Below are 23,051 nucleotides of genomic sequence, written 5' to 3'. Positions count from 1 at the left end.
CTGAAAAGAAGATTAAATAGATCGTGTCTGGCAACTCCTCCGATACAGGCCGCTAGCCCGGCGCTTGGAGCGGCGCCGGAGGCTGCACCGTGATCTCGTGGGCGGCGGTGGGCTGGGCTGCGGGGAGGCGTCCGTGGCGGAGGGCCGCGAGGACAGGTCCTGGATCGACGCTGAAGGACACCCGTTGCGGAAGTCCGGCCAGGACGGCCTGGAGCGCGGCCAGTTCGAAATCCGCCACCTCGCGGAGGTACGGCACCTCCAGCGGCATGCCGGTGACGTGAGCGGCGAACAGCCGCGCCTCATCGGAGGCCATCTGCTCCGACGGCGTGGCGTGCCAGAAGTGGGCGAAGAGGTCGTCGACGGCCTCTCCGCCGAGCGTCAGCAGGAGCAGCCGTGTCGTGAGAGGCAGCGTGTCGGCCACCTTCCCGGCGCGCACCGATCCGATGAGTTTGCGCAGCACGGTGATTCCGGGGTCCGCGGCAGGCTCCCCGCTCAGCAGGGCCGCGGCGAGGCCGTCCTCCCAGGCTCGGGGTGCGGGCAGCGGGGGAGCGGCGGCGGCGCCGCGCAGTTCCCACAGGTCGCGCAGTTCGAGAATCTGGTCCATCGGCAGGTTCGCGTCCGTGACGGACTCCGGCATCACCTCGTAGACGACGGCCTTGAGATTCGGCAGCCGCGGGATCACCTGGCGGGCGATGTCCAGCACCTCCGGCGGGACCGGGCCGGAGTGGGCATCCACCCAGTAACCGGCGTACTCCCGCCCGCCGGCCAGATGCACCTCCACCACACGCTCCAGCGGCAGTTCGGCCACCACGTCGAGGGCGGCCTGGCGTCCGTTGCGTTCGTTGGCCCACAGGTTGTGCAGATCGAGCAGGATTCCACAGTCCGCCGCGCGGGCGATCGCGGCGAAGAACGTCCCGTCGGACAGTTCCCCTGCTTGGGGTCGCAGGTAGCTGACTCCTGTCTCGAACGCGAACGGCACAGGCAGGCGTTCGCGCAGCGCGCGGATGTTCTCGACGGCGAGGGCGATGCCTTCCTCGCTCTGTACGGGCGGCAGCAGGAAACCGAGGTCTGTCCCGTGGAGCCGGTTGAAGCTGAGATGCTCGCTCGCCCAGGGCGCCTGGAGCAGCGCGACGGATTCGGCGAAAGGCTGGAGGTGACGCTCGTCCGCCTCTGTGCCGCCCACCGGATGGCCCACGCCGTGCACCAGCTTCGGCTTCCGGATCCGCGAGAGCCGTTCGAACGCGCGCTGGTCCAGCCGGAACGGCTCGCCGTCCGTGTCTGGGGCGAACCAGAAGACCTGCGGTTCCACCTCGACCACGTCCACCTGGTCGAGCAGGCTCTCGAACCCGGGCCAGTAGACGAGCCCGACACCCAGCTCCGGCAGTTCCCGCAGGTCCTGGACCCCGCTCATCCCAGTTCGCGGATCTCAAGCTCGCGTGAGACCACGAACCTGCGCTGGATGTCGTACCGGATGTCCCATCCCGAGCAGCAGGCCTGGCACCCGAGGCGGCCGAGAATATCCCGCTGCACCGCCTGGAGCCGGTCGAGATCGAAGGCGACGTCCGCGGGGATGGTGACGTTCACCACTCGGTCGCTCAGCTGGAACATGTTCTCTGTTGCCATGGCTTCTCCCTTTCGAGGTGGAGTGCGGTGGGGCCGGGCTTATCCCGGGGCACATCCCTGCGCGACCTGCTGCGCTTCCACAGCGCTGATCTGCCTGCGCAGGGCTTGCGTGAGGCGGCTGAGATTGGCCGCCTCGTGTCTGGCGATGAACGGATCGCTCCAGTCGATGCCGGCGATCTCGGCGGTCACCTCGGCGAGTTGTGCGTTGAGGTGCTGGTGGCGCTGGTGTAGTTGCTCGCACGCGCCGTCGGTGGAGCCCACCGCGATCCGCACCGGAGGGCTCGCGTGGCCGAACCAGTGCACCCCCTCCCGGACCATCTGCCAGCTGAACTCGTGCACGCCCGCCGTGGCGGTTGCGGTGACGTCGAACTGAAATGTCGCCGTGGAGCCGGGGCGAATCTCGGGCACCGGCAGTTCGACCCTGCCCAATCCCCAAGTGGTGTTGTCCTGGGGCGACTGGCTGCCGAGCCGGTAGCCGAGATCGGGAGTCCAGGTGGTGGATCCGGTGTTGGTGGCGCGCATCGTGACGTGCGTGTGCGCGCCGGCGGGCAGGTTCGCCGGGGGTAGGGGCGAGGCGACGACCGAGCCGTCGTCGATGTAGGCGGGGGTTGGGTCCGCGTGTTCGTACGGAATCCTGAAGAAGCCGCGGATCTGGCCGGGGTCAGGGCCGCTTGTGCCGTTGGTGGTGATGGTCTTGGCGGGGGTGGGGGAGCTTATGTCGATTTGGAGGACGATGTCGTCGCGGTTGGGGTGATTGCAGTCGTAGGTGCGCAGGGTCAGGAGATGGCCGTGCTGTTCGTAGCCCCAGACGAGGACGACGTGGTTCTGGAAGACGTCCCACGGTGCGTATGAGTGAACAAGCACGAGCCCTATCGGGCAGAGGACGCCGTTGTCGATGTCACTGATGATTCCCGGAATTTCGTTGTACGTCCGGTGGAAGAGCCCGTGACCCCAGACCAGCGTGTCGTGGTCGAGCGCCTGGGTGTCCGCCAGCCAGCGGGAGACCACCGGCGGTCCGTTGAAGCTGCGGATCAGGCGGGCGAGGATGTGCCGGGCGAGCGGGGCAGGGATGGCGGACGAGTCCCTGCCCTTGAGCTGAGGAGTTCCGCTTTCGTGAATGTCCCTGGCGAGGAAGGACATGCCACCGCACAACCCCATCCGGGTGACGTCGATGGACACCGGAGGCAGGCCGAGGATGGAGACCGGCAGCGCGGTCCCCGGCGGCCACGGGCCGTTTGCGAACAGCGGGGCCCTCGTGGAGGGCAAGAACCCCGGCACTGCGGCCGGGCCGAAGTACCGGACGGTGTTGGTGGCCCAGAGCGGATTGCCCGCGGTGCCGTACACGACCAGGTTGCCGTCGTTCTGCAGACACAGCCAGGCACCGAGGTTGCCGTCGGTACCCGAAGCCCAGTGGGCCTGGCCGGAGTCGTCGTAGAGAACGAAGTTGCCGTCGCCCTGCATCACGGCTCGGGTGACGGGCCCGCCCCAGGTGCCGGTATCCCACAAAGGATGCCCGTCGTCGACGCGATACAGGACCAGGTTGCCATCGCCCTGCATGACCAGGCGCACCCGCCCGTTACCCGACACAAGCTCCGCACCGACGTTCAACTCCTGGTCGGCCGTCAATCGGTCCATGAGCGATTCCCTTCGGAGTCCCCTCATTGAAGACAGAACTGACGGGACCCCACCCCAGGGGCGCTCTCAGGGAAAGCCCTAGTCCTGCGGCGGAGACAGCACGATATTTGGTCGCGCCCGGCTGGCGAGCAAGCTGGCTGAACCTCGATTTCGGGACGGATCGGCCTCCCGTGCTACGACAGAACCCATCGCGAAACAGCACGGGAGGCAGTGCGTGCTCAGGGGATCGGGAGGGCCAGGCGCTCGTTGACGGGTTCGACCAAGACCTGGCGGTTGGTGAAGACGACCCAGGTCTGGCCGCCGCCCGAACTGACGAGCCCCGGTCTGACGATCAGGGACGCGGAGAAGCCGGGGCCGGCGCCGGGATGCCCGGCGACGTCCTTGGGCAGCACGAGCCCCCAGCCGAGGCCCGCCTGGCCACCTGGGCTGTCGTCCCGCTCGGCCTGCGGCCGCAGCGCTTCGCGGGCGAGCGCGTCGGGCAGCAGCGAGGACCAGGCGTGGCCGAAGCGGACGAGATCGGCCGCCGTGGTCCACAGACCGCCCGCGGCCGGCACGATGGAGATCTGTGCCGGTGCGCGCTCGAACACGCCCTCGTCGGTGAGGCGGTGCCCGGTGACCACCCTGGTGGCCGGACGGCTGCGCGGGAACCACGAATTGCTCATCCCGAGGGGTTCGAGCACCATGCGGGTGGCCGCCTCCTCGTACCGCGATGCGGTCACGTCGGCGATCAGCTGCCCGAGCAGCGCGTACCCGCCGTGGCCGTAGCCGAACGTGCCGCGTGGACCGCCGCACGCCGCGACCGGCCCGGTGACCGAGACCAGGTCGGGGACGCGGTCGGCGAACATCGACGCGGGGTTGTCGACGCCGCCGGTATGGGACAGCAGCTCCCGCACGGTGACGGCGTCGTCGGCGAGCCGGATGGTGCGCAGGTACGCGTTCGCTGGCTCGTCGAGCCGTACGCGCCCGTCCGCGACCAGCCGCAGGACGGCGATCGCGGTGATCAGCTTGGTGATCGAGTACGCGGGAAACCGGTGATCGGGCAGCAACACCTCATCCTGGTCGAGGTTCGCCCAGCCCCGTGCGGTCACCCACACCGAGCCGTCACCGCTCGCGCCGGCCACGATGAGGCCGACCAGGCCCAGCTCGGCGAACGACTCCGCGGCCACCGCGGCCGCCTCCTCCGGCACCGCACCGGAGGTACGGCTCGCCGGTGCCGCCACGCGCGGGTCCTTGACCTTCGTCTCCAGCGGATACAACCGCAACGTGCTCAGCCGGTACGGCGGGTCGGCCTCGGTCGCCGCCTCGACCCGCAGGTCGGCGACCCGTGCGCGCAGGCGCAGCGGCTCGGCCCGTACGTCGACGAGGTCCTCGCGCAGCCGCTGCGCCACCGAGCTGGCCATGCCGGTCAGCGTGTCCGGCGGCACGAGGCTCAGGTAGTGGTCGTCGAAGTGCCGGCGCAGTTCCTCCTCGTCGGGGGGTGTCCATTCCGGGGTGTCGGCCGCCGCGAAGCGGGACATGACCCACCGCACCTGCGCGAGGGCGTGACTCGCCGGGCCCGCGGCCTCGATGTGTTCCTTGAGCGCGGTCCAGCTCGACAGCCCGTGCTCGCGGGCGATGGCCAGCTGGGCCTGGTGAAGCGTGGCGAACTCCCCGGCGGAGAGGCGGCGTTTCGCCTCAAGCTTCAGGTACCGGAGACTCGGCCGGTCGGGGAGCGCACGCGACTGATCGGACAAGGCAGTCCTTCCCTCGTCGCCCGCGGGTCCGCGACATCGGGCGGGGAAAAGACATGCCATTACTTACTTGGCGAACCGGTGAGCTTGCAGCTCTGCCCGCGGACCCAGAGGCGGCCGGAAACCGCCTCCGACGACCATACCTCCGGCCCCGGCCATCGCCAATCTGATTTTCCGGCGTAGGGGGATGGCCGCCCGGGCAGGTCAGGCTGGTCCGGGTGGTTGAACCGCGGCTTCACCACCCGCAACTCGCGAACCACGTTTCGTCGCCGCTCCGACGCGACTCATTCGGTGGACGTAGCCATGGATGACGCCACGCCGACGATCTGGTCCATATCGTCGAGTACGGCTTCTGGCGGTCCCGACATCCGTGCGATCTGCAGTGCGATCTCGTCGACGCCCGCTGCGGCCAGCCGTTGCGCCAGGCCCGCGAGGCGAGCGGCGGCCTCCTCCGGAGTGCCGGTCACACTCAGGTGATCGACCAGATCCTCGGGAATGAGGCGGCCGGCCGCGGCCCATCCGGAGGCGACGGCAACGGCTTGGACGTCGCCGAGTATCGATTCCCACCTCGAACCGGCGAGCACCGCGGCGAACGACGGCAAGCTGAGATACTGCGCGAGCCTGGTTCGCGCCTCCTGAACCGCCTGTCCACGATGTTCACTGATCGACGTGACGCACCAGGCCACCGTCGCGGGGCGGCTGCCGTCCTGGCGCGTGATGGCCGGCACGACGGCAGAACGGAAGTACGGTTCGTAGACCGCGAGCGGATGCAGGGCGATGCCGTCCGCGACGGGGGCGATGGCCCGCAGCGCGTTCTTCCCGGCGCCGGAACCGTAAATCTTCGGCGGCGCCACGGCGGCCGTTCGCGTCGTGAAGGTCGGCAGCTGTGACCGGTAGTACGCACCCTCGAACGAGAACCCGGCATCGGCTCGGACCGCGGTCCGTACGTAGTGGATGTATTCGGCCAGGCGGTCGGCCGGGTGGTCGAACGAGGCCCCGACCCCCGACCGGATCGGCGCGGGGCCGGCGCCGATCGCGATCGTGATGCGATCGGCCGAGGCCGCGTTCGCCTCAAGCGCCGCCGATGCCATCGCGATCGGATGCCGCGTGAAGGCGTAGGCGATGCCGGTGCCAACTGCTATCCGGTCTGTGTGCGCCGCGACGTGTACCGCGCGGATGAGCGCGTCTCGTCCCGGGGTCTCGGTCAGCCAGACGCGGTCCAGACCCCCGGCCTCGGCCCGGCGCGCCGCCTCGGCCAGCGGGGCGAACGCCGGGACGGACAGGACCACCCCGATTCTCATGCGTGACCCTCCGCCGGCATGGGAGCAGTGGTCGCGCCTGCCGCCCGGCACAGGTCCTTGACTTGAGCGTCGGTGAGCAGGCTACCCTGCTTTTCGATCTCGCTCTTGATCATGCCGAGCGCGGTCTCGACGGTCTGGTGGGTGGGCGCCAAGCCGAGCCGAATCATCTTGTCCCACAAGGTGAACGGCCCGCTGACCTCGGTGATCGGAATGTCGATGGTGCTGCCCGACCAGCCTGGTGCGATGGCGTTGTGCAACAATTCGTCGATCCCGAGTTCCTGGGTTATGAAGTCCATGCCGCCCCAGTTGTAGACGCGATCGCCGGTCACCGGGTGGTTGTACGCGGTGCGATACCCCGTCAGCCGCTCGCCGGCCCGGGCCAGGGCCTTCAGCCGCTCGGGCCTGATTCCCGTTTCGACACCGTAGAGCGCCTCGAAGGCCGCGGTCGCCACGGACAGGTCCGCGTTGCCCGGTCCGCCGCAGTAGCCGTTGACCGATACCTCGACCACATCGACTCCGTTGCGGGCGGCGGCGATCGCGGCGGCGACCGCCAGGCCGAAGGTGTTGTGCGGGTGAATCCCGACCCGGACGTCGGGGAAATGCGCCTTGGTCTGGGCGACCAGGTGTCCATATGCCTCAGGTGACATGGCACCGGGTCCGTCGAACAGCCCGATCTCGTTGGCGCCGGCGTGCACGAGTACCGAGCACGTCTCAAGCAATTCCTCGATCGACAGGAACGACACCATGAGCAGCGGGGCGGTGACCTCGAGGCCGAGGTCTCGTGCCCGCGTCACCAGGTCGGCCGCGCGGGCGACGAACCCGGCCCGGTCGGACGGCAGGCCCAGGTCCCGCCAGTCGTCGCCCCGCCATGCCGCGGCGTGCACGCCCGCCTCGTACAGGCGTGACGCGCCGCCCCACGGTGGCACCCAGATCTGGACCGCGTCGTAGCCCGCGCGTGCGGGTGCCGCGAGGTCGCGTGCGGAGAACACCAGCGGACAGGTGACCCGCCGGTCAGGGTCTATCGACTTGACCATCTCTATGTCGCGCCGCAGCTCGTCGTCGCCGCGATCGCGGACGCCGGCGGTCACGATCTCGGGGACGCCTGCCTCGACAAGTTGCCGGAGGTACTCGGACTTGGCCCGCGTGGAAACCACGACTCCGGGCAATGCCTCGATCGCCCGCAGCGTGATGTCGCGAAAGCGCACCGACGTCGGCATCCGTCCGGCGACCTCGGGGTCGCGATTGAGCGGGCTTACCGACCAGCGGCCGGGCTCGTACGCTCTGGGTCGCCGCGCTCGATTGATGTCTTCCTTGATTTCCCGCAGCTCAGTCTCGGTGAACACCTGCGGTTTGCGGTCAGCCATGCTTGTCGGGCCTTCTCCCTTTGATGATCTATCGCGTTGGGCGCAACTGGACGACCGGCGGAGCCGGAAGCAATGCGCAGTCGATCGCTCCGAGGCGGTCCGCCTCCAAGCGCACGCGGTCGCCCGGCCGAAGCCATGGATAGCTGTCGAGTCCGTGGCGGGCGGACAGGTCGGCGATGCAACCCGTACCCACGGTGCCGGAGCCGATGATGTCGCCGGGGCGCAACTCGGTGCCGCGGGAGGCGTAGGCGATCATTTCCCCGAACGTCCAGTAGAGCTCGCTGAGGTTGCCCGCGGAATACGGGCGGCCGTTCACACTGGCGCGGAGGGGGAGATCCGGCCGAGCCTGCCCGTCGACCATCGGGAACTCGTCTGCCGTGACGAAGAACGGGCCGAAGCTGGTCGCCCAGTCCTTGCCTTTGGCCGGGCCGAGGCCGACGCCCCGCTCGCGTCGTTGCAGGTCGCGCGCGCTCCAGTCGTTCATGAGGATATAACCGGCGATCAGGTGCTGCGCCGCGTCAACGTCCAGGTCGCTGCCCGGTCGCCCGATAACCGCGGCGACCTCGAGCTCGAAGTCGAGTTCGACGGCCCCGGGCGCCGCCCGAACGTCCTCGAACGGGCCTTTGGCCGCGGCGGGATTGGTGAAGTAGAAGGCGGGAATCTCGTACCAGGCAGGGTCGATCGACGCTCCCCGTGCCGCCAGGATCGGCTTGAGGTGGTCCTCGAAAGCCATGAAGTCGCGGATGCTGGGGGGCCGGGGTATCGGCGCCGTCAGCGTCGCCTCGTCGATCCTCAGTACCTCGAGCGGGTCGGCCAAGATGGCCTCCGCAGCGGCGGCCAGGTCCACTCCATCGCAGAGGAGCGTCACGAGATCAGTGTGGGTACGGCTGCCGAACAGCCGGCCGTCATCGGTGACGACCGCCACTCGCAACCCGGACTCCGATGCCCGATAGCTTGACCAGCGCATGACTCTCCTAGCTGTGTCGGCCGGTGGCGCGGGGGCCTAGCAGACGAAGGGCGTTGTCCGCCGCGATCGCATGGCGCTGCTCGGCGGTGAGGTGGCGCACCGCACCGATGGCGCCCGCGGGATCCGTCTCGCCCATGTCGAAGGGGTAGTCGGTGCCGACCACCACCCGGTCCGGCCCCATCGTTCGCACGAGATTGGTCAACACCTCGGCGGAGTGCACAAGGGAGTCGACATAGACACCGCGCAGGTACCAACTGGGCGGGTGGGCCATGGTCCGGCTGTCGGGCCGTACGCCCCAGGCGTGGTCGCCGCGGCCCAGGTAATGCGGCAGGTAGCCACCGCCGTGCGCCGCGCAGATGCGCAAGCCGGGGTGGCGATCCAGCACGCCGGAGAAGATCAGCAGGGACAGCGCGATCGTGGTCTCCAGCGGCTGCCCGACGACGTTGTTCAAGTAGGACGGGGCGAGCCGATCGGTGAGCTGCGGACAGCCGAGCGGGTGGACGAAGACAGCCGCGTCCAGCCGCTTGGCCGCCGACCACAAACCGTCGAACGCCGGGTCGGCCAGGTCGCGCCCCCCGGCGGATGTCGAGATCTGCACTCCGACGAGACCGTCGCGCTCGACCGCTCGCTCCAGTTGTGCGGCCGCCAGCTTCGGATGCTGCAACGACACGGTGGCGAGCCCGAGCAGGCGGTTCGGCGGTGCGGACTCGACGATGCGGGCGAGTTGGGCGTTGACGCAGCCGACCAGCTCAGCGGAATCGGCTTCACCCATCCAGTAGTGATACTGACCGGGATTGACCGAGACGATCTGAGTAGAGATGCCCGCGTCGTCCATGAACCGGATCCGCTCATCCAGGTCGGTCAGCCGTCGATCCCACTCGCTCGCCACGGACGCCATGTGCGCCGCCGTCGCGGGATCGCGGTATCGACGGGCAAGCGCTGCCTGGTTGTCCTCCCATCCGGCACTGTTTCGAGCGATCCCTTCGGCCGCCGGGATGCCGACGTGTGCGTGGAAGTCGATCATGATGGCTCGTCCACGACGCCGGTACGCTGGACACCGAGACCACTGATGCGGCCCTCCATGACGTCGCCCGCCCGCAGGAATCGGCCGTGATGCACACCGTTGCCGGCCGGTGAACCGGTAAGCAGGAGATCACCTGGCCGCATCAACGCGTAGCGCGATGTGTGCTCGATCAGGCGCGGCAGGTCGTAGATCATGTCGGCACTCGATTCGTCCTGCATGACCTGCCCGTTGAGCCGCAGGGTGATGGTGACATCGCCAGGTGCGACGAATGCGGCGGGCACGAGCAGCGGACCGACGGGAAGATGCGTCGGGGCGGACTTGCTCGCGAGCCAGTCTGCCCCGCGACTGCTGTCTCCGCTCGGATAGATCTGGTCGCGCATGGTGATGTCATTGGCGATCGTGTAGCCGGCGACGTAGTCCAGCGCGTCTTCCTTGCTCACATAGCGAGCCGGGGCCTTGATCACCGCAGCGAGTTCGAGCTCCCAGTCGCATTGCTCGGTGATGTGCGGGATCACCACGTCGTCGTAGGGACCGCACAGGCTCGAGACCGCCCCGGAGAAGACCGTCGGAACGCCAGAGGCCACCCGCTCGTCCATGAGCTTCACGGCCACCGCGCGCCGGTCCGCCAACCCGAGGTCCCGGTGCTCCGGTCGTGGCGACGCGACCATCAGATCGATGACGTGGCGGCGATAGTTCGCCGCCGCCTGGTAGATATGCCCGGGACAGACAGGAGCGAGCACCTCCGCCGCCTCCCCGTCGGAGCCATCGGCGTCCGGCGACGCCGATTGGAGCCAGGACGAGATCGTCCGCACGTGCGTGTCCCAGTCGGGCAGGAGCTGGTTGACGGTCGTCACGTCAGACCATCGCGCGCCGAGTGCGAGGGAAACCGGGTACACCCCGCGTGCGGAGACGACTCGCAGCCGGCGTTGCCCGCTGGGCAACCGCACCGCGGCCAAGCCGAACCCGTGGTCGGAAACGTTGTCGGTCAGGTCTGGGCCGGCCGGGAATGCCGCCTTCACGAGGTGCTCCGCACGGTAGGCCCGGCGGGTCGGTCGGGGGACCGAACGCGGGCGGCCGATTCCGGACGGGCCTTGTTCGCGATCGAGGCAAGCTCGCTGGAGTCGGCGGCCAGCTGCTCCCATCCGCTGGCGTAGCGAGCCAGCAGGGACCGCAGCGTTGCCACCTCTTCTGCGGTCATGTCGCTGATAGCGCGGTCCTCGATGAGGTGCATGCGCTCGCGCAGTGTTTCGGCCAGCGCTCGGCCCTCATCGGTGAGTGCGACTGGCCGGGTGTGCGCGTTCGCATTGACCGGCGGTCGATCCACGAACCCGCGTCGTTGCAGTTCGTTGAGGGGATCGGTCAGCGCCTGACGCGTGACCAGCGTGCGCCGTGCGATCTCGGCAGCGCTGACCGGCCCGGTTTCGTCGAGCGTCTCCACGATCAGCGCGAGCGTTCCATTCAGGCCCAGATCGGCCAGCATCGTGGTGACCGCTTCGCCGGTGGCGATGCGGATCCGGTGGATGAAGTTCATGGTCCGATCCGAGATCTTGTCGGATCGCCCAGCTGAACGGTTGGGCATTGGCCTGCTCCTTTGGGCGCCAGACGACGCGTACCGGACTCTAGGTCCGGCGAGCCTGGGCGTCAACTAGTTGACGTCAAGTGGTTGACATCATGCGCGGGATGGTGGATCGTCCTCAACGCCCGCTTCAAACTTCGGAGTCACGCCATGTCAGGATCCGTCCCCACGTCCGTCGACGTTGAGCCACCACCGTTCCAGCCGCGGCCGATGCCGCCGCCCGCGCCCACCGGCCAGATCCGCGCATCCGAACTGGCCGCCCGCTCGCCGATCGCCGGCCTGCGGCACGTCGGTCTCGGAGTTCCGGATCTGCGGCAGGCGTGCGCGTTCTACGAGGGGGTCTGGGGTCTGTACCGAGTCGCCGACGACCGCGATGTCGTCTTCCTCGGCTCTGTCGGCTCACCTGAGCCATACATCGTCCGGTTGCGTCAGGCGCACGCGAAGCGGGTCGACATCATCGCCTTCGCCGGCCGTAGCCGGGCCGCCGTCGACGCGCTCGCGGCCGACCTGGCCACATCCGGTTTCCGCCTGGTTCGCGAGCCTGGCGAACAGGACACTCCGGGCGGGGGGTACGGTGTCCGATTCTTCGATCTGGACGGGCGCCTGATCGAGGTATCGGTGGAGGTGAGGGCCAAATCGTTCCGCAGCCTGGAGGCGGGCGAATCCGTTCCCCAGAAGCTGAGTCACGTCGTGGTGAACAGCACCGACATCGCCGCGACGATGGCCTTTTACGAGCGGTTCCTCGGATTCCGCCTGTCGGACTGGCTGACCAACCGGATGGCGTTCCTGCGGTGTTCCACAGATCACCACAGCCTGGCCATCGCCCAGCGCACCAGGGTTTCGCTCAACCACATCTCCTTCGAGATGCGCGGGATCGACGAATACCTGCGGGGAACGGGCCGGCTCATCCGGCACGGCCATGCCCCGGCGTGGGGGCCGGGCCGGCACTCGGCCGGGGACAACACCTTCTCCTACTTCGCCGATCCGCACGGCAACGTCGTCGAATACACCACCGAACTGGAGAAGATCGTCGACGAGGACGCGTGGACTCCGCGCGTCTGGCCGGGCACCCCGGACTACTACGACCAGTGGGGTACCGCGGGTGGGCTCGAGGACCTGTACGCCCTCGATTCCCAGTCCGAAGCCGACAGCGGGTTGTGGACACCCGCACCGATCTGAGGATCTGGCCATGACGCACATCGTCGACATCGCGCCATCGCGGACCGAACAGGTCGCACCGGGCGTCTATGCCTTCGTGCAACCCGACGGGGGCTGGTTCCTCAACAACAGCGGGATCATCGTCGGCGCCGACACGGTGACCGTCATCGATTCGGCGGCAACCGCCTCCCGTACCCAAGACCTGCGAGCCGCGGTGGCGGAGACCACGTCGCTGCCGATCGCGACGCTGGTGAACACCCATTGGCACACCGACCACACCAACGGCAACTACCAGTTCCGGGGGGCGACCATCGTCGCGCACGAGCGGACCCGGGCCATGATGCTCGAACACGCTCCGACGATCCCGGATCCGAACGGGCCTTTCCCGGACGTCGACTGGGGGCCACTGGAGCCCGCTCCGCCCTTCCTCACCTATGCGCAGGGGCTCGCGCTGTGGGCCGGCGAAACCCGCTGCGACATCAGTTGGGTGGGTACGCCGGCGCACACCGTCGACGACTCGATCGTGTGGATCGAGGAGCATTCGGTGCTGTTCGCCGGCGACCTCGCGTTCAACGGCAGCGCTCCGCTGATGTCCGCGGGGTCGGTCGCGGGCGCGATCAAGGTCCTGACCGAACTGAGCCAACTCGGCGCGGAGCGGGTTGTGCCCGGCCACGGCGACGTATGCGGCTCGGAGATCTTCCTCCTAGAGATCGACTACCTCAAATTCGTCCAGGATGTGGCCGCAGTCGGCCATCGACTCGGACGCACTCCCCTGGAGACGGCCCGCGACGCCGCCGACAACCCGTTCGCCGGCCTGCTCGACTCGGAGCGGTTGGTCGCCAACCTCCACCGCGCCTACGCCGAGCTCGATGGCGCTGCTCCCGGCGACCCGATCGATCTCGTCGCGACACGGCGAGACATGATCGCATTCAACGGCGGGCCGCTCCGGTGCATGGCATGACCGGCCGATCCGCGCTCGTGTCCGGCGCTGGAATCGCCGGCCTCGCCGCTGCCATCGCGCTTGGCGAGATCGGCTGGGACGTCACCGTCATCGAGATAAAGACCGAGAACACCACGGTCGGGGTCGGGCTCAACCACCCGGCCAACGCTCTGCGCGCGCTGCAGGCTCTCGGCGTCTACGACCAGGTCGTGGAACGCGGATACGTCTACCGCGGGATAAAGCGGTACACCCAAGCCGGCGACCTGATCGCCACCTTCGAACCGGCCAATCCCGATGACGTGCCCTTCCAGATCTCCATGACCCGGGCTGACCTGCACGAGATCCTGACTGACCGAGCCGTCGAGGTGGGGGCCAGAATCGAGCTGGGGCAGACCTGGACCGCGATCGAGCAGAACGATGCCGCCGTGACCGCCACCCTCGCCGACGGCAGCACGCGGACCTACGACCTCGTCATCGGCGCTGAGGGCATTCGTTCGCCTCTACGTCGAGTCCTCTTCGGCAACGCGTACGAACCTCGCGGCACCGGGTACGTCTGCTGGCGGATGCCGGTACGACGGCCCGCGGACGTGACGCACAGCCTCTACTACAACGGCGAGCAGGTCAAAGCCACGGTCATCAACCTCAACGCGGAATCCATGTACCTGCTGGTCGTCCAGCAGGCGCCGCCGGCGGCCGCGCTCGACCGCACGCAACTGGCCGGCGAACTCAGCGGCCTGCTCGCGGGATTCCCGGGAATCATCAGCGACATCCGCGCGAGCATCACGCCACAGACCGACATCCACCGCGGGCCCTTGGAAGTGGTCGAACTTCCCACGACCTGGAACGACGGTCGGGTGGTGCTCGTCGGCGACGCGGCGCACGCGGTCATCCCCCACCTCGCGCAAGGCGCTGGGATGGCGATGGAGGACGCCATCGTCCTTGCCGACGAACTGCGCCGCCACGAGGACGACGTGCCCAAAGCGCTCGCCGCGTTCATGCGCCGCCGGCTTCCCCGGGTGCGCTACGTCCAGGAGGAGGCCCACGCCATCCTGCTCAACGAGATGGAAGCCGACGCGGCGAAAAAGGCGATCTTCGCGGCCGGGCTAGGTGCTCGCCAGGAACGCATAACCCGGCGACTGGCCGAGCCGGCGTAGTGATTAGGACACCGACGACCATGACCAGGTTTCTCACCGATACCGACGTACGGGCTGTCTTCGATTGGCACGGCGCGATCGCGGCCCTGCGCGCGGCGTACTCCGCTCCGGCCGACGACAGCCGGCTACCACCACGGTCGATGGCACGGACGCCGGGTGGGTGGCTTCGGACACTCACCGGCGCACTGCCCAACGGCGAAGTCATGGGGGCGAAGTTGATCGCCGCCTCGACCGTGGGGCGCCGCGCCACCTATTTGATCCCGCTCTTCGATCAGCAGTCCACCGAACTCCTGGCGCTGCTTGACGGAAGTCTCATCACCGGTTTTCGTACCGCGGCGACGTCCGCGCTCGCGATCGACGCCCTGAGCCCGGCCGGCGCTTTGCGTGCCGCGGTCATCGGATCGGGATTCGAGGCACAACAGCACGTCCGAGCCCTGGCGGCGGCCCGGGAACTGGCGGCTGTCACGGTATTCAGTCCCAATCCCGCGAGCCGGCTGCGGTTCGTGGAGAGTCTCTCCGATCTCGACGTACCGATCGGTACGGCATCCGGCGCCGAGGCCGCGGTCGCCGGCGCCGATGTCGTCGTCTGCGCCGCCCGATCTCGTGACGAGCGGCCCACCCTGCACGGTGCGTGGCTGGAAGCCGGGATGACCGTGGTCTCGATCGGGTCCACGCTGCCCGAACAGCGCGAGCTCGATGAAGAAGCCATCGGACGCGCCGATCTCATCGTCGCCGACCAACCCGACGAAGTCGTACACCAGACCGGTGACCTGATCGCCGCCCAGAAGGCGGGCACATCGATCGATGGCAAGCTGTGCTCACTCAGCGACGTGCTCAGCGGCCGCGCGTCCGGCCGGCCGTCGCCGGAGGCGATCGTCCTTTACAAGTCGGTCGGCTCGGCCCTCCAGGATCTCGCGGTCGCCGCCATGTGCCTGCGCCGCGCCGAGGAGCGGGCGCTCGGAACGATACTTCCCGTCCGCCTGTGCACAGTCGTCAAATGATCCCGGAGATCGTGGCATGAAACGAGAGCTGACCGATCCGGCACTTCTGCGGAACAGTGCCTACATAGACGGACGCTGGGTCGCCTCCGGGGCCGACGGCACGTTCGACGTGCGCGATCCCGCCACCGGCCGGCTACTGGCCACGCTGCCGAAGATCAGCCGAAGCGAGACCGCCGAGGCGATCCGGGCCGCCCACCGGGCCTGGCCGCAATGGCGCGCGCTTACCGGCAAACAGCGAAGCGGTGTCCTGCGGCGGTGGTTCGAGCTGGTGCGCGCGGCTACCGATGATCTCGCCCGCCTGATCGTCCACGAAGAGGGCAAACCGTTCGCTGAGGCGGTGGGGGAGGTCAACTACGCCGCGTCCTTCCTGGAGTGGTTCGCCGAGGAAGCCAAACGGGTGACAGGCGATGTCATCGCGGCGCCGGAAGCAGGCCGTCGCATCGTGGTGCTGAAAGAACCGGTGGGCGTCTGTGCCGCCATCACGCCGTGGAACTTCCCGGCCGCGATGATCACCCGCAAGGCCGGTCCGGCCCTCGCGGCCGGCTGCACGATGGTGCTCAAGCCGGCCGAGCAGACTCCGCTCACCGCGCTCGCCCTGGCTGACCTGGCCGATCGGGCGGGGGTGCCGCCCGGCGTGTTCAACGTCGTCGTCGGCGACCCGATCGAGATCGGTGCCGAGCTCACCAGTAACTCCCTGGTGCGCAAGCTGACCTTCACCGGCTCCACCGCGGTCGGGCGGCTACTGCTGGCTCAGTCGGCCACCACAGTCAAGAAGACCTCCATGGAGCTGGGCGGCAACGCCCCGTTTCTCGTCTTCGACGATGCCGACGTCGACGCCGCCGTCGACGGCCTGATCGCCACCAAGTACCGGAATACAGGACAGGCGTGCATCAGCGCGAACCGCGTCTACGTCCAAGACGGCGCCTATGACGCCTTCGCGCGGCGGCTGGCGCGCCGAGTCGCCGATCTCGTAGTCGGTGCCGGTTTCGACGAGGGCGTACAGCAGGGTCCACTGATCGACGCCGATGCCATCGCCAAGGTCGAATCGCATGTGGCCGACGCGGTCGCCAAGGGCGCGACCGTGCTCCAGGGTGGCGCCCGTCATCCGCGTGGCGAACTGTTCTACCAACCCACGGTGCTCACCGGAGTCACCGACGACATGGCGGTGACCAAGGAGGAGACGTTCGGTCCTGTCGCCCCGCTGGTGCGATTCACGGACGAGCAGGAGGCGATCCGCCAGGCCAACGACACCGAGTTCGGCCTGGCCGCATATCTCTACACACGGGATCCGGAGCGCATCTGGCGGGTGAGCGCCGCGCTCGAAGCCGGCATGGTCGGCATCAACACCGGCTTGATCTCCAACGAGGTCGCTCCCTTCGGAGGTGTCAAGCAATCCGGCATCGGGCGCGAGGGATCGATCTACGGCATCGATGAGTACCTCGAACTGAAATACCTCGCCTGGCATGGCGCCGGGCCTTCCTGAATCACATCTCGAAAGGTTGCGACATGGCTCGGTACAACAGAGACGAGGCCCGTGAATGGGGACGTCAGCAGCTGGTCGGAGTAGTCAACTGCACCATCCCGTCTTTCACCGCGGACCTGCGGAACATCAACGAAAAAGCGATTCGCCATGACACGAGACTGGCCATCGAGCACGGGTTCGTCGGCACGCTCGGCGTTTCCGAAGTGGCGATCTCGATATCCGAATATCACGATTTCCTGCGCATCATCAAGGATGAGGCAGGCGACCGGCTGATCGTCGTCCACCACGCGAGCTTCGGAAACCTCGAGCAGAACATCGAGGCGTTGCAGGGAGCGGAGGACGCCGGAGCCGAACTCGTGCTGCTGTCGTATCCGCCGAATTTCTACCCCGAGACCGAGCAGGAGATCTTCGACTACACCAAAGCGGTGTGCGACGCCACGAACCTCGCGGTGATGCTGTTCCCCATGTATCTGTGGGGCTTCGGCTCTCGCATCCATCCGTCCGACATTCCGGTCGCCCTCATCCGCCGGCTGCTCGACGCCTGCCCGAACATCGCGGCGATCAAGGCCGAGGGTGGCTTTCCGGGTGTGCAGAGCGTCATCGAGTGTCATCGCCACTTCGGCGACGAGGTCGTAATCTCGATGCCGATCGAAGGCGATCTCATTCCACTGTCGCAGATCATGCCGATCCAACTGTCGGCCACGAGCAATCACGAGTTCTACGGCCCGACGATCCCGCACGTGTTCGACCTGCTGCGCGCCGGAAAATACGACGACGCCGCGAAGATCTACTGGCAGCTGCATCCGGCCCGCCAGGTCGCCCGCGCGCTCTCGCCCACGATTCACGGCGGCTACTTCATCAACCGCCAGGCGTGGAAGTTCCAGGGTTGGCTCCAGGGCTACAACGGCGGACCCCTTCGCCAACCCACGCAGCGCATCCACGACCAGCAAATGACCGCGCTCCGCAAGGGACTCATCGATGCGGGTCTAAACCCCAGCATGGAACCGCTGCGCGAGTTCTTCATCGGCCGCAACCCGCTCTGAGCCGACCGCCGGCTCCGAGCATGAGGGTTCATGTTCATTCAACGAACCGTCGTGGCCGACATTTGATCTGCGGAACATCCGCTAAGGAGACTAAGAAATTGACGACGCAGGACAAGGTCGAGACGTTTCCTCCGCAGGCGTGGGCCCACCGGCAGGGGAAGGTCTCGATGAAGACCCTTCAGCCGGCTGACTGGTCGCCGGAGGCACTTGCCGCTCGCGCCCAGATCGCCGAGGCCTTCTATCGGTTCGGCATCGGTCACGACGAGTGCCGGGCCGACGTCGCGGGGTCGTGTTTCACCGAGGACGTCGTCTACGATGTCGCGCTCGGTTCGGCCAAGCCGTTCGCGACCTACCGCGGCCGCACGATGGTCGAGGACAAGCTTTCGGCCATCTTCGACGAGACGAGAGATCAACGCCGCCACGTCATATCCAACGTGCTGGTCGAAGAACTCGACCTCGGGGCCGGCACCGCGAAGGCCCTGGCGTTCTGTGTGGTCACGGTCGCGAAAGACGGCCTGGTCCTCGGTGCCAGCGTCTTCTACAACGGCGAACTGCGGCGCCAGGCAGATGGCTGCTGGCGCTTCACCTACTTCTTCATCGGCATGGATGACTTCACCGGAAACCGTCCCGCCGCAGGCGAGAACACCGAAGGGGAATGACGCGCGCACGCATCGCGGCGCTCATTCGCAATGACACACCTCACGCCCATGACCGGTTGGATGCGACGAGCGCGGAGCAGCGATCAGGGCAGGATGCTCCGGAAATGCGGCCGAGCGGGCCTGCCCGAGTAGAGCTTTCGTTCTTGAGAACCAGAAAGACAGTAGGGAGAGATTCGTGGTGATGTCCGAAAGGGCAGGCGGGCCGTCGGAGATTTCGCTTTCGGCGGCGATTGCTCGTTTCGAAGCGATCGTCGGCGCTGAACATGTTCTGACCTCGGGCGAGGCGTTCCGTGAGTTCCGCGACCCTTTCCAGCCGGAACGCTGGGACACGCACACCCCGTCGGCGGTCGTGCAGCCTGAGAGCGTCGAGCAGATCCAGGACATCGTCCTCGTCGCGGGCGAGTACGGCGTGCCGCTGTGGACGAACAGCCAGGGCCGCAACAACGGCTACGGCGGCGCAGGGCCGCGGTTGAAAGGCTCGGTCACCGTCAACCTGCGCCGGATGAACCGGATCCTGGAGATCGATGACGACCTCGCGTACGCACTGGTCGAACCCGGAGTGAGTTTCCTGCAGCTCTACACGGCACTCAGGGACGGCGGGCATCGGTTGATGCTGTCCGTCCCCGACATCGGCTGGGGCAGCGTCGTGGGTAACTCTCTCGACCACGGTGTCACCTACATGGCGTACGGCCAGGACTTCATGGCTCCGTGTGGCATGGAGATCGTGACGGCCGATGGAGGGCTGTTGCGCACAGGGATGGGCGGCGTGCCGGGGAACCGCAGCTGGAACCTGTACCGGCGTGGGCTGGGACCCTCACTGGACCAGCTGTTCATGCAGTCCAACTTCGGGATCGTCACGAAGATGGGCGTATGGCTTCAACCCCTCCCGGAGGTGGTGATGCCCCTCACGATCACGGCGCCCAATGAGGACGATATCGTCCAGCTGGTCGACACCCTCCGAATGTTGCTCCTCGACGGCACCGTCGCGGGTGTGCCGTGCATCATGAACACGCCGACCGCGGCGTCCATGTTGTCGCAACGCTCCGACTGGTACGACGGCGACGGCCCGATGCCAGACGCCGTTCTCGACAAGGTCGGCCGGGAGCTGGGAATCGGCCGGTGGATGATGCGGCTCTCCCTGTGGGGGGACAGTGCCATCGTCGACCGGAAGTACGAGAAGCTGAGGGCGGCGTTCACCTCCATTCCCGGCGTCGAAGTCCGAGGCGAGAAGACAACGCCGGAGGAAGCCAGGAACCTCGAGCACCCCTCTGATCGGGTCGCCTCCGGCGTGGCCAACCTTGACCTGCTCGGAATGGCCGGATGGAACGGCGGGACCCGAGGCGGGCACATGGACTTCGCCCCCGTCGTGCCGTTGCTCGGCGCCGAGGTGCTGCGGTTCATCAAGAAGTTCCGGCCGATGGTCGAGGCGGCGGGGTTGGACTTCAAGAGCGACATCATGGCGATCAGCGCGCGCAGCGCGATCTATGTCAGCGGCAGCAACTTCACCTTCAACGACGAAGAGCAGGCTCAGCGGGTCTACGACACGCTCCAGAGTCTCGTACGCGAGGCCGGAAAGCTCGGATACGGCGCGTACCGCGCGCATCTCAGCTTCATGGACCTCGCCGCCGAGCAATTCTCCTTCAACGATCACGCCTACCTGCGGTTCGTCGAGAAGATCAAGGATGCGGTCGATCCGGCGGGAATCCTGTCTCCGGGCAAGCAGGGCATCTGGCCCGCGGCCCTCCGCGACCGGCCCTGACGGGCGACGCCTGAGTGCGGTTCATTCACGAAACCCTGGTGAACCACCCGGGTTGCCGCATGCTCCTCAACATCGAGGTCGCACCCGCCCGAACCTACGACTGAAGTGTCGACAGAATTGCCTGAAACGGACTATTCTGTTGCTGTTCGTGCGCACTAACTGGCCAATAATGTCGACAGTATGTGGGAGAAGTTCATGAGTCGGTATCCGTCCATCTCTCGTCGGCACGTACTGGGAGGCGCCGGGCTCGCCGCGGCGGCCCTCACTGTGCCCGCACTGCCGGCGGCGGCCGTCGCCGGGCCGGCACCCGACGACGACCTCAAACCCGTTCCGGTGCCACCGCAGGTCCCGGCGACCGAGGGACGTGTGTCCTTCGGCGGGGGTGAACTGTGGTACTGGGACACCGGAGAGAAGGGCGATCCGGTCGTTCTGGGTCATGCCGCCACCGGTAGCGGCGCATCCTGGGGCTACCAGCAGCCGGTGCTGGCCAGTGCGGGATTCCGGGTCATCGGCTACTCACGCCGTGGCCATCGCAACTCGGATCTCGGCCCGGCGGATGACACCGGGACGTACGCGGACGACCTGCACGCGCTCGTCGAGCACCTCGGACTCGCGCGCATCCATCTCGTCGGCACCGCGGCAGGCGGGATCGCGGCGGCTGACTACGTTCTCTCCCATCCCGATCGGGTCGCGAGCGCTGCGCTCACCTGCAGTCTGGTGGCCGTCGGGGATCCCGCCTACGTCGCCCGCAGTAACGCGTTGCGCCCACCGCAGTGGGATACTCTGCCGAAGGACTTCCAGGAACTCTCCGGTTCGTACCGCGCGACCAACCCCGACGGCGTCGCCACGTGGCTGGCCGAGGCCGCGCTCGCTCCGCCGGCCAGCAGACGCCAGCGCACCAAGGCGACGGTGACAGCCGCGGCTCTGGGCGCCGCCGGAGTCCCGATCCTGCTCGCCACCGGCGACGCCGATCTCTATACGCCACCCGCCATGCTCCGCGAGCTCGGACGTGGCATCCCACGCGCCAAGCAGGTGATCTTCCCCGAATGCGGGCACAACGGTTGCTGGGAGCGCCCCGCTCTGTTCAACCGCACCATCCTCGCCTTCCTGCGGCGGAATCGGATCGGAGGACGAGGAGCAGGGCGCTGATGATCTCACTCGGTCCGCAGCCAGGCGGCGTAGGCCGTAGTGGATTCCCCGGGGCGCATGTAGCCGTTGAATCTGCCGTTCGGGTCGTAGTGGCTGCGGATCTCCTCGACCCGCTCGGCGTTCGTCGCGCTCAGGCCGAGGTCGAACCGGTCGGCGAGGTTGTTGTCGGAGAACTGCAGGCCCTTCGAGCGGTGCTGAATCGCGGCGAGAGTCCCGTGCGCCCACTGCTCGTGCCGCAGGTCCTCGGCCGGGTCGACCCAGCCGGCGTTGGGTGAGAGGTAGAGCTTCGCCTGCGCCGACCAGCAGGCGTTGGCCCGCTCCGGGTACCCACCCCAGAGCATCCACAGCACGAAGTTGAGTCCGGGCGGGATGTCGTCGAGCATCGGTCTGGCGGCGTCGAGCACGTCCCCGCTGTCACCGTCCATCCAGATGCCGTCCAGTGCCCACCGGTAGCCCTCGGGCGTGAGCCGGTCGGCCGCGTCGTACAGCGCGGCGATGGTCGTCTCCTGGTTGACCGTCGCGCGGATCGCCTGGTCCCGCACCGGGATCGCCTCGATGGGCGCCAGGAGGTCCTCGCCCGTGTCGGGCGTGCAGAAGGCCGTGCAGGTCAACGACACCGCGGGCTCGCCGAGCCCGGGAGCGTGGCCGACCTTGGCCGAGATCTCCACGGCCGGCGACAACGTTTCCAGCATGTCGTACGACCAGCCGAGGACCTCATCGCGCAGGGCGATCGGATACGTGTGGACGGTCCGCAGGATCCGCGTCGGCGCCGGGTGGACGTCGAGGTGGAACCGCGTGACCACACCGAAGAAGCCGGGCCCGCTGCCCCGGGCGGCCCACAGCAGGTCAGGGTGGCTCGCGTCGTCGGCGTGCACGAGCTCGCCGTCGGCCAGGACCACGTCGATGGCACGGATGCTCAGGCAGGCGGGCCCCCAGAACCGCGAATTCCAGCCGTAGCCACCGCCGAGGATGAAGCCGCCGATGCCGACGGTCGGCGCGTGACCGGTCGGGAAGAACAGGCCGTGCTCGCCGAGGCGCGCGTTCAACGCCGGGCCCTTGACCGCCGGGCCGACGCGAGCGATCCGGGCGTCGGCGTCGAGGGCGATGCCGTCGAGCCGGGACAGGTCGAGCAGCAGACCGCCGTCGCGGATGCCGTTGCCGACCCAGGAGTGGCCGCCCGACCGGATGCCGATCGTCCAGCCGTTGTCAGCGGCCAGGCGTACGCCCGCCACTACGTCGTCCTCATGCTCGGCGAGCAGGATCGCGTCCGGGTAGCGGTCGGGCTTGCGCTCGTTCCAGACGGCGGCCCGCCGGGCGAGCTCGTAACCGTCCATGCCGCGTCGCAGCAGTCTGCCGCGAAAGATGTGATTCGCCACGGTTCCGCCTTCCAGGCTACAGTGTCGACACTAATTGGTGATCGAGCCGATAATATCGGAAATAGCGTGGATAATCGCCATTGAATGTCGACAATTATGGGTCGGGCCT

20 protein-coding genes are annotated in these 23,051 nt (G+C 67.7%); 9 read left to right on the top strand and 11 right to left on the bottom strand.

What is annotated here, in order from left to right:
* Window positions 1-52: 52 nt before the first annotated feature.
* The 10 genes from Amac_RS09830 to Amac_RS54770 all read right to left on the bottom strand — a co-directional run bounded on the left by Amac_RS09830 (window position 53) and on the right by Amac_RS54770 (window position 11,175).
* A complete protein-coding gene (locus Amac_RS09830) occupies window positions 53-1,411 on the bottom strand; it encodes an MbnB/TglH/ChrH family RiPP precursor modification enzyme (protein WP_155354007.1) in 1,359 nt (452 codons plus the stop codon).
* Window positions 1,408-1,623 carry a hypothetical protein gene (locus Amac_RS09825; RefSeq protein WP_155354006.1) on the bottom strand — a complete coding sequence of 72 codons (216 nt, stop codon included), beginning with the start codon at window positions 1,621-1,623 and terminating at the stop codon, window positions 1,408-1,410. Before Amac_RS09825 ends, Amac_RS09830 begins: the two co-directional genes overlap by 4 nt.
* 39 nt (window positions 1,624-1,662) lie before the next feature.
* On the bottom strand, window positions 1,663-3,258 hold the full coding sequence (locus Amac_RS09820; RefSeq protein WP_170322407.1) for a hypothetical protein: 1,596 nt from the start codon (window positions 3,256-3,258) through the stop codon (window positions 1,663-1,665).
* Window positions 3,259-3,476: 218 nt separating this feature from the next.
* Window positions 3,477-4,991, bottom strand: coding sequence for a serine hydrolase domain-containing protein (locus tag Amac_RS09815; RefSeq protein WP_155354004.1), 1,515 nt, complete (start codon window positions 4,989-4,991; stop codon window positions 3,477-3,479).
* 281 nt (window positions 4,992-5,272) lie between these two features.
* On the bottom strand, window positions 5,273-6,289 hold the full coding sequence (locus Amac_RS09810) for an LLM class flavin-dependent oxidoreductase (RefSeq protein ID WP_155354003.1): 1,017 nt from the start codon (window positions 6,287-6,289) through the stop codon (window positions 5,273-5,275).
* A complete protein-coding gene (locus tag Amac_RS09805; RefSeq protein ID WP_155354002.1) occupies window positions 6,286-7,653 on the bottom strand; it encodes a hydroxymethylglutaryl-CoA lyase-like TIM-barrel protein in 1,368 nt (455 codons plus the stop codon). Before Amac_RS09805 ends, Amac_RS09810 begins: the two co-directional genes overlap by 4 nt.
* Before the next feature lie 28 nt (window positions 7,654-7,681).
* Window positions 7,682-8,620, bottom strand: a complete 939-nt coding sequence (locus tag Amac_RS09800) for a fumarylacetoacetate hydrolase family protein (RefSeq protein WP_155354001.1) — start codon at window positions 8,618-8,620, stop codon at window positions 7,682-7,684.
* Window positions 8,621-8,627: 7 nt separating this feature from the next.
* On the bottom strand, window positions 8,628-9,644 hold the full coding sequence (locus Amac_RS09795) for an amidohydrolase family protein (RefSeq protein WP_155354000.1): 1,017 nt from the start codon (window positions 9,642-9,644) through the stop codon (window positions 8,628-8,630).
* Window positions 9,641-10,498 (bottom strand): fumarylacetoacetate hydrolase family protein, encoded by an 858-nt coding sequence (locus tag Amac_RS09790; RefSeq protein ID WP_218040982.1) that lies wholly within the window; start codon window positions 10,496-10,498, stop codon window positions 9,641-9,643. The genes Amac_RS09795 and Amac_RS09790 overlap by 4 nt, the downstream gene beginning before the upstream one ends.
* A 161-nt stretch (window positions 10,499-10,659) precedes the next feature.
* Window positions 10,660-11,175 carry a MarR family winged helix-turn-helix transcriptional regulator gene (locus Amac_RS54770; protein ID WP_218040981.1) on the bottom strand — a complete coding sequence of 172 codons (516 nt, stop codon included), beginning with the start codon at window positions 11,173-11,175 and terminating at the stop codon, window positions 10,660-10,662.
* A gap of 195 nt (window positions 11,176-11,370) precedes the next feature.
* On the opposite strand from Amac_RS54770, the gene Amac_RS09780 reads away from it, so the two are divergent.
* The 9 genes from Amac_RS09780 (at window position 11,371) to Amac_RS09740 (ending at window position 21,566) form a co-directional block, all read left to right on the top strand.
* Window positions 11,371-12,399, top strand: coding sequence for a VOC family protein (locus tag Amac_RS09780; protein WP_218040980.1), 1,029 nt, complete (start codon window positions 11,371-11,373; stop codon window positions 12,397-12,399).
* 10 nt (window positions 12,400-12,409) lie between these two features.
* A complete protein-coding gene (locus Amac_RS09775) occupies window positions 12,410-13,339 on the top strand; it encodes an MBL fold metallo-hydrolase (protein ID WP_155353997.1) in 930 nt (309 codons plus the stop codon).
* Complete coding sequence (locus tag Amac_RS09770) at window positions 13,336-14,472, top strand: FAD-dependent monooxygenase (protein ID WP_155353996.1); 1,137 nt, start codon at window positions 13,336-13,338, stop codon at window positions 14,470-14,472. The genes Amac_RS09775 and Amac_RS09770 overlap by 4 nt, the downstream gene beginning before the upstream one ends.
* Window positions 14,473-14,492: 20 nt before the next feature.
* Entirely contained in the window at window positions 14,493-15,473 is a 981-nt protein-coding gene (locus Amac_RS09765) for an ornithine cyclodeaminase family protein (protein WP_155353995.1), read from the top strand.
* A gap of 16 nt (window positions 15,474-15,489) precedes the next feature.
* On the top strand, window positions 15,490-16,956 hold the full coding sequence (locus Amac_RS09760; protein ID WP_155353994.1) for an NAD-dependent succinate-semialdehyde dehydrogenase: 1,467 nt from the start codon (window positions 15,490-15,492) through the stop codon (window positions 16,954-16,956).
* A gap of 23 nt (window positions 16,957-16,979) precedes the next feature.
* On the top strand, window positions 16,980-17,999 hold the full coding sequence (locus Amac_RS09755; protein ID WP_155353993.1) for a dihydrodipicolinate synthase family protein: 1,020 nt from the start codon (window positions 16,980-16,982) through the stop codon (window positions 17,997-17,999).
* Between the two features lie 20 nt (window positions 18,000-18,019).
* Entirely contained in the window at window positions 18,020-18,658 is a 639-nt protein-coding gene (locus Amac_RS09750) for a nuclear transport factor 2 family protein (protein ID WP_155353992.1), read from the top strand.
* Between the two features lie 181 nt (window positions 18,659-18,839).
* Window positions 18,840-20,417 (top strand): FAD-binding oxidoreductase, encoded by a 1,578-nt coding sequence (locus Amac_RS09745; RefSeq protein ID WP_155353991.1) that lies wholly within the window; start codon window positions 18,840-18,842, stop codon window positions 20,415-20,417.
* Between the two features lie 195 nt (window positions 20,418-20,612).
* Entirely contained in the window at window positions 20,613-21,566 is a 954-nt protein-coding gene (locus tag Amac_RS09740) for an alpha/beta fold hydrolase (protein ID WP_155353990.1), read from the top strand.
* Window positions 21,567-21,571: 5 nt separating this feature from the next.
* Here the strand turns inward: Amac_RS09740 and Amac_RS09735 are convergent, their stop codons facing one another.
* The gene (locus Amac_RS09735) at window positions 21,572-22,942 is read right to left on the bottom strand and encodes an FAD-binding oxidoreductase (protein WP_218040979.1); all 1,371 of its coding nucleotides are present in this window, start codon (window positions 22,940-22,942) and stop codon (window positions 21,572-21,574) included.
* Window positions 22,943-23,051: the final 109 nt, after the last annotated feature.

It is taken from the genome of Acrocarpospora macrocephala, assembly GCF_009687865.1.
Taxonomy (GTDB): domain Bacteria; phylum Actinomycetota; class Actinomycetes; order Streptosporangiales; family Streptosporangiaceae; genus Acrocarpospora; species Acrocarpospora macrocephala.
Note: the sequence above shows the minus strand (reverse complement) of the source record. Positions and strands in the feature narration are given on the sequence as shown.

Excerpts from the sequence above, each read along its gene's own strand:
- Amac_RS09745 (WP_155353991.1), top strand. The coding sequence starts at position 18,840 with ATGTCCGAAAGGGCAGGCGGGCCGTCGGAGATTTCGCTTTCGGCGGCG.
- Amac_RS09825 (WP_155354006.1), bottom strand. The coding sequence starts at position 1,623 with ATGGCAACAGAGAACATGTTCCAGCTGAGCGACCGAGTGGTGAACGTC.
- Amac_RS09830 (WP_155354007.1), bottom strand. The coding sequence starts at position 1,411 with ATGAGCGGGGTCCAGGACCTGCGGGAACTGCCGGAGCTGGGTGTCGGG.
- Amac_RS09780 (WP_218040980.1), top strand. The coding sequence starts at position 11,371 with ATGTCAGGATCCGTCCCCACGTCCGTCGACGTTGAGCCACCACCGTTC.
- Amac_RS09755 (WP_155353993.1), top strand. The coding sequence starts at position 16,980 with ATGGCTCGGTACAACAGAGACGAGGCCCGTGAATGGGGACGTCAGCAG.
- Amac_RS09795 (WP_155354000.1), bottom strand. The coding sequence starts at position 9,644 with ATGATCGACTTCCACGCACACGTCGGCATCCCGGCGGCCGAAGGGATC.
- Amac_RS09740 (WP_155353990.1), top strand. The coding sequence starts at position 20,613 with ATGAGTCGGTATCCGTCCATCTCTCGTCGGCACGTACTGGGAGGCGCC.
- Amac_RS09810 (WP_155354003.1), bottom strand. The coding sequence starts at position 6,289 with ATGAGAATCGGGGTGGTCCTGTCCGTCCCGGCGTTCGCCCCGCTGGCC.
- Amac_RS09770 (WP_155353996.1), top strand. The coding sequence starts at position 13,336 with ATGACCGGCCGATCCGCGCTCGTGTCCGGCGCTGGAATCGCCGGCCTC.
- Amac_RS09765 (WP_155353995.1), top strand. The coding sequence starts at position 14,493 with ATGACCAGGTTTCTCACCGATACCGACGTACGGGCTGTCTTCGATTGG.
- Amac_RS54770 (WP_218040981.1), bottom strand. The coding sequence starts at position 11,175 with ATGAACTTCATCCACCGGATCCGCATCGCCACCGGCGAAGCGGTCACC.
- Amac_RS09760 (WP_155353994.1), top strand. The coding sequence starts at position 15,490 with ATGAAACGAGAGCTGACCGATCCGGCACTTCTGCGGAACAGTGCCTAC.
- Amac_RS09750 (WP_155353992.1), top strand. The coding sequence starts at position 18,020 with ATGAGGGTTCATGTTCATTCAACGAACCGTCGTGGCCGACATTTGATC.
- Amac_RS09775 (WP_155353997.1), top strand. The coding sequence starts at position 12,410 with ATGACGCACATCGTCGACATCGCGCCATCGCGGACCGAACAGGTCGCA.
- Amac_RS09800 (WP_155354001.1), bottom strand. The coding sequence starts at position 8,620 with ATGCGCTGGTCAAGCTATCGGGCATCGGAGTCCGGGTTGCGAGTGGCG.
- Amac_RS09805 (WP_155354002.1), bottom strand. The coding sequence starts at position 7,653 with ATGGCTGACCGCAAACCGCAGGTGTTCACCGAGACTGAGCTGCGGGAA.
- Amac_RS09820 (WP_170322407.1), bottom strand. The coding sequence starts at position 3,258 with ATGGACCGATTGACGGCCGACCAGGAGTTGAACGTCGGTGCGGAGCTT.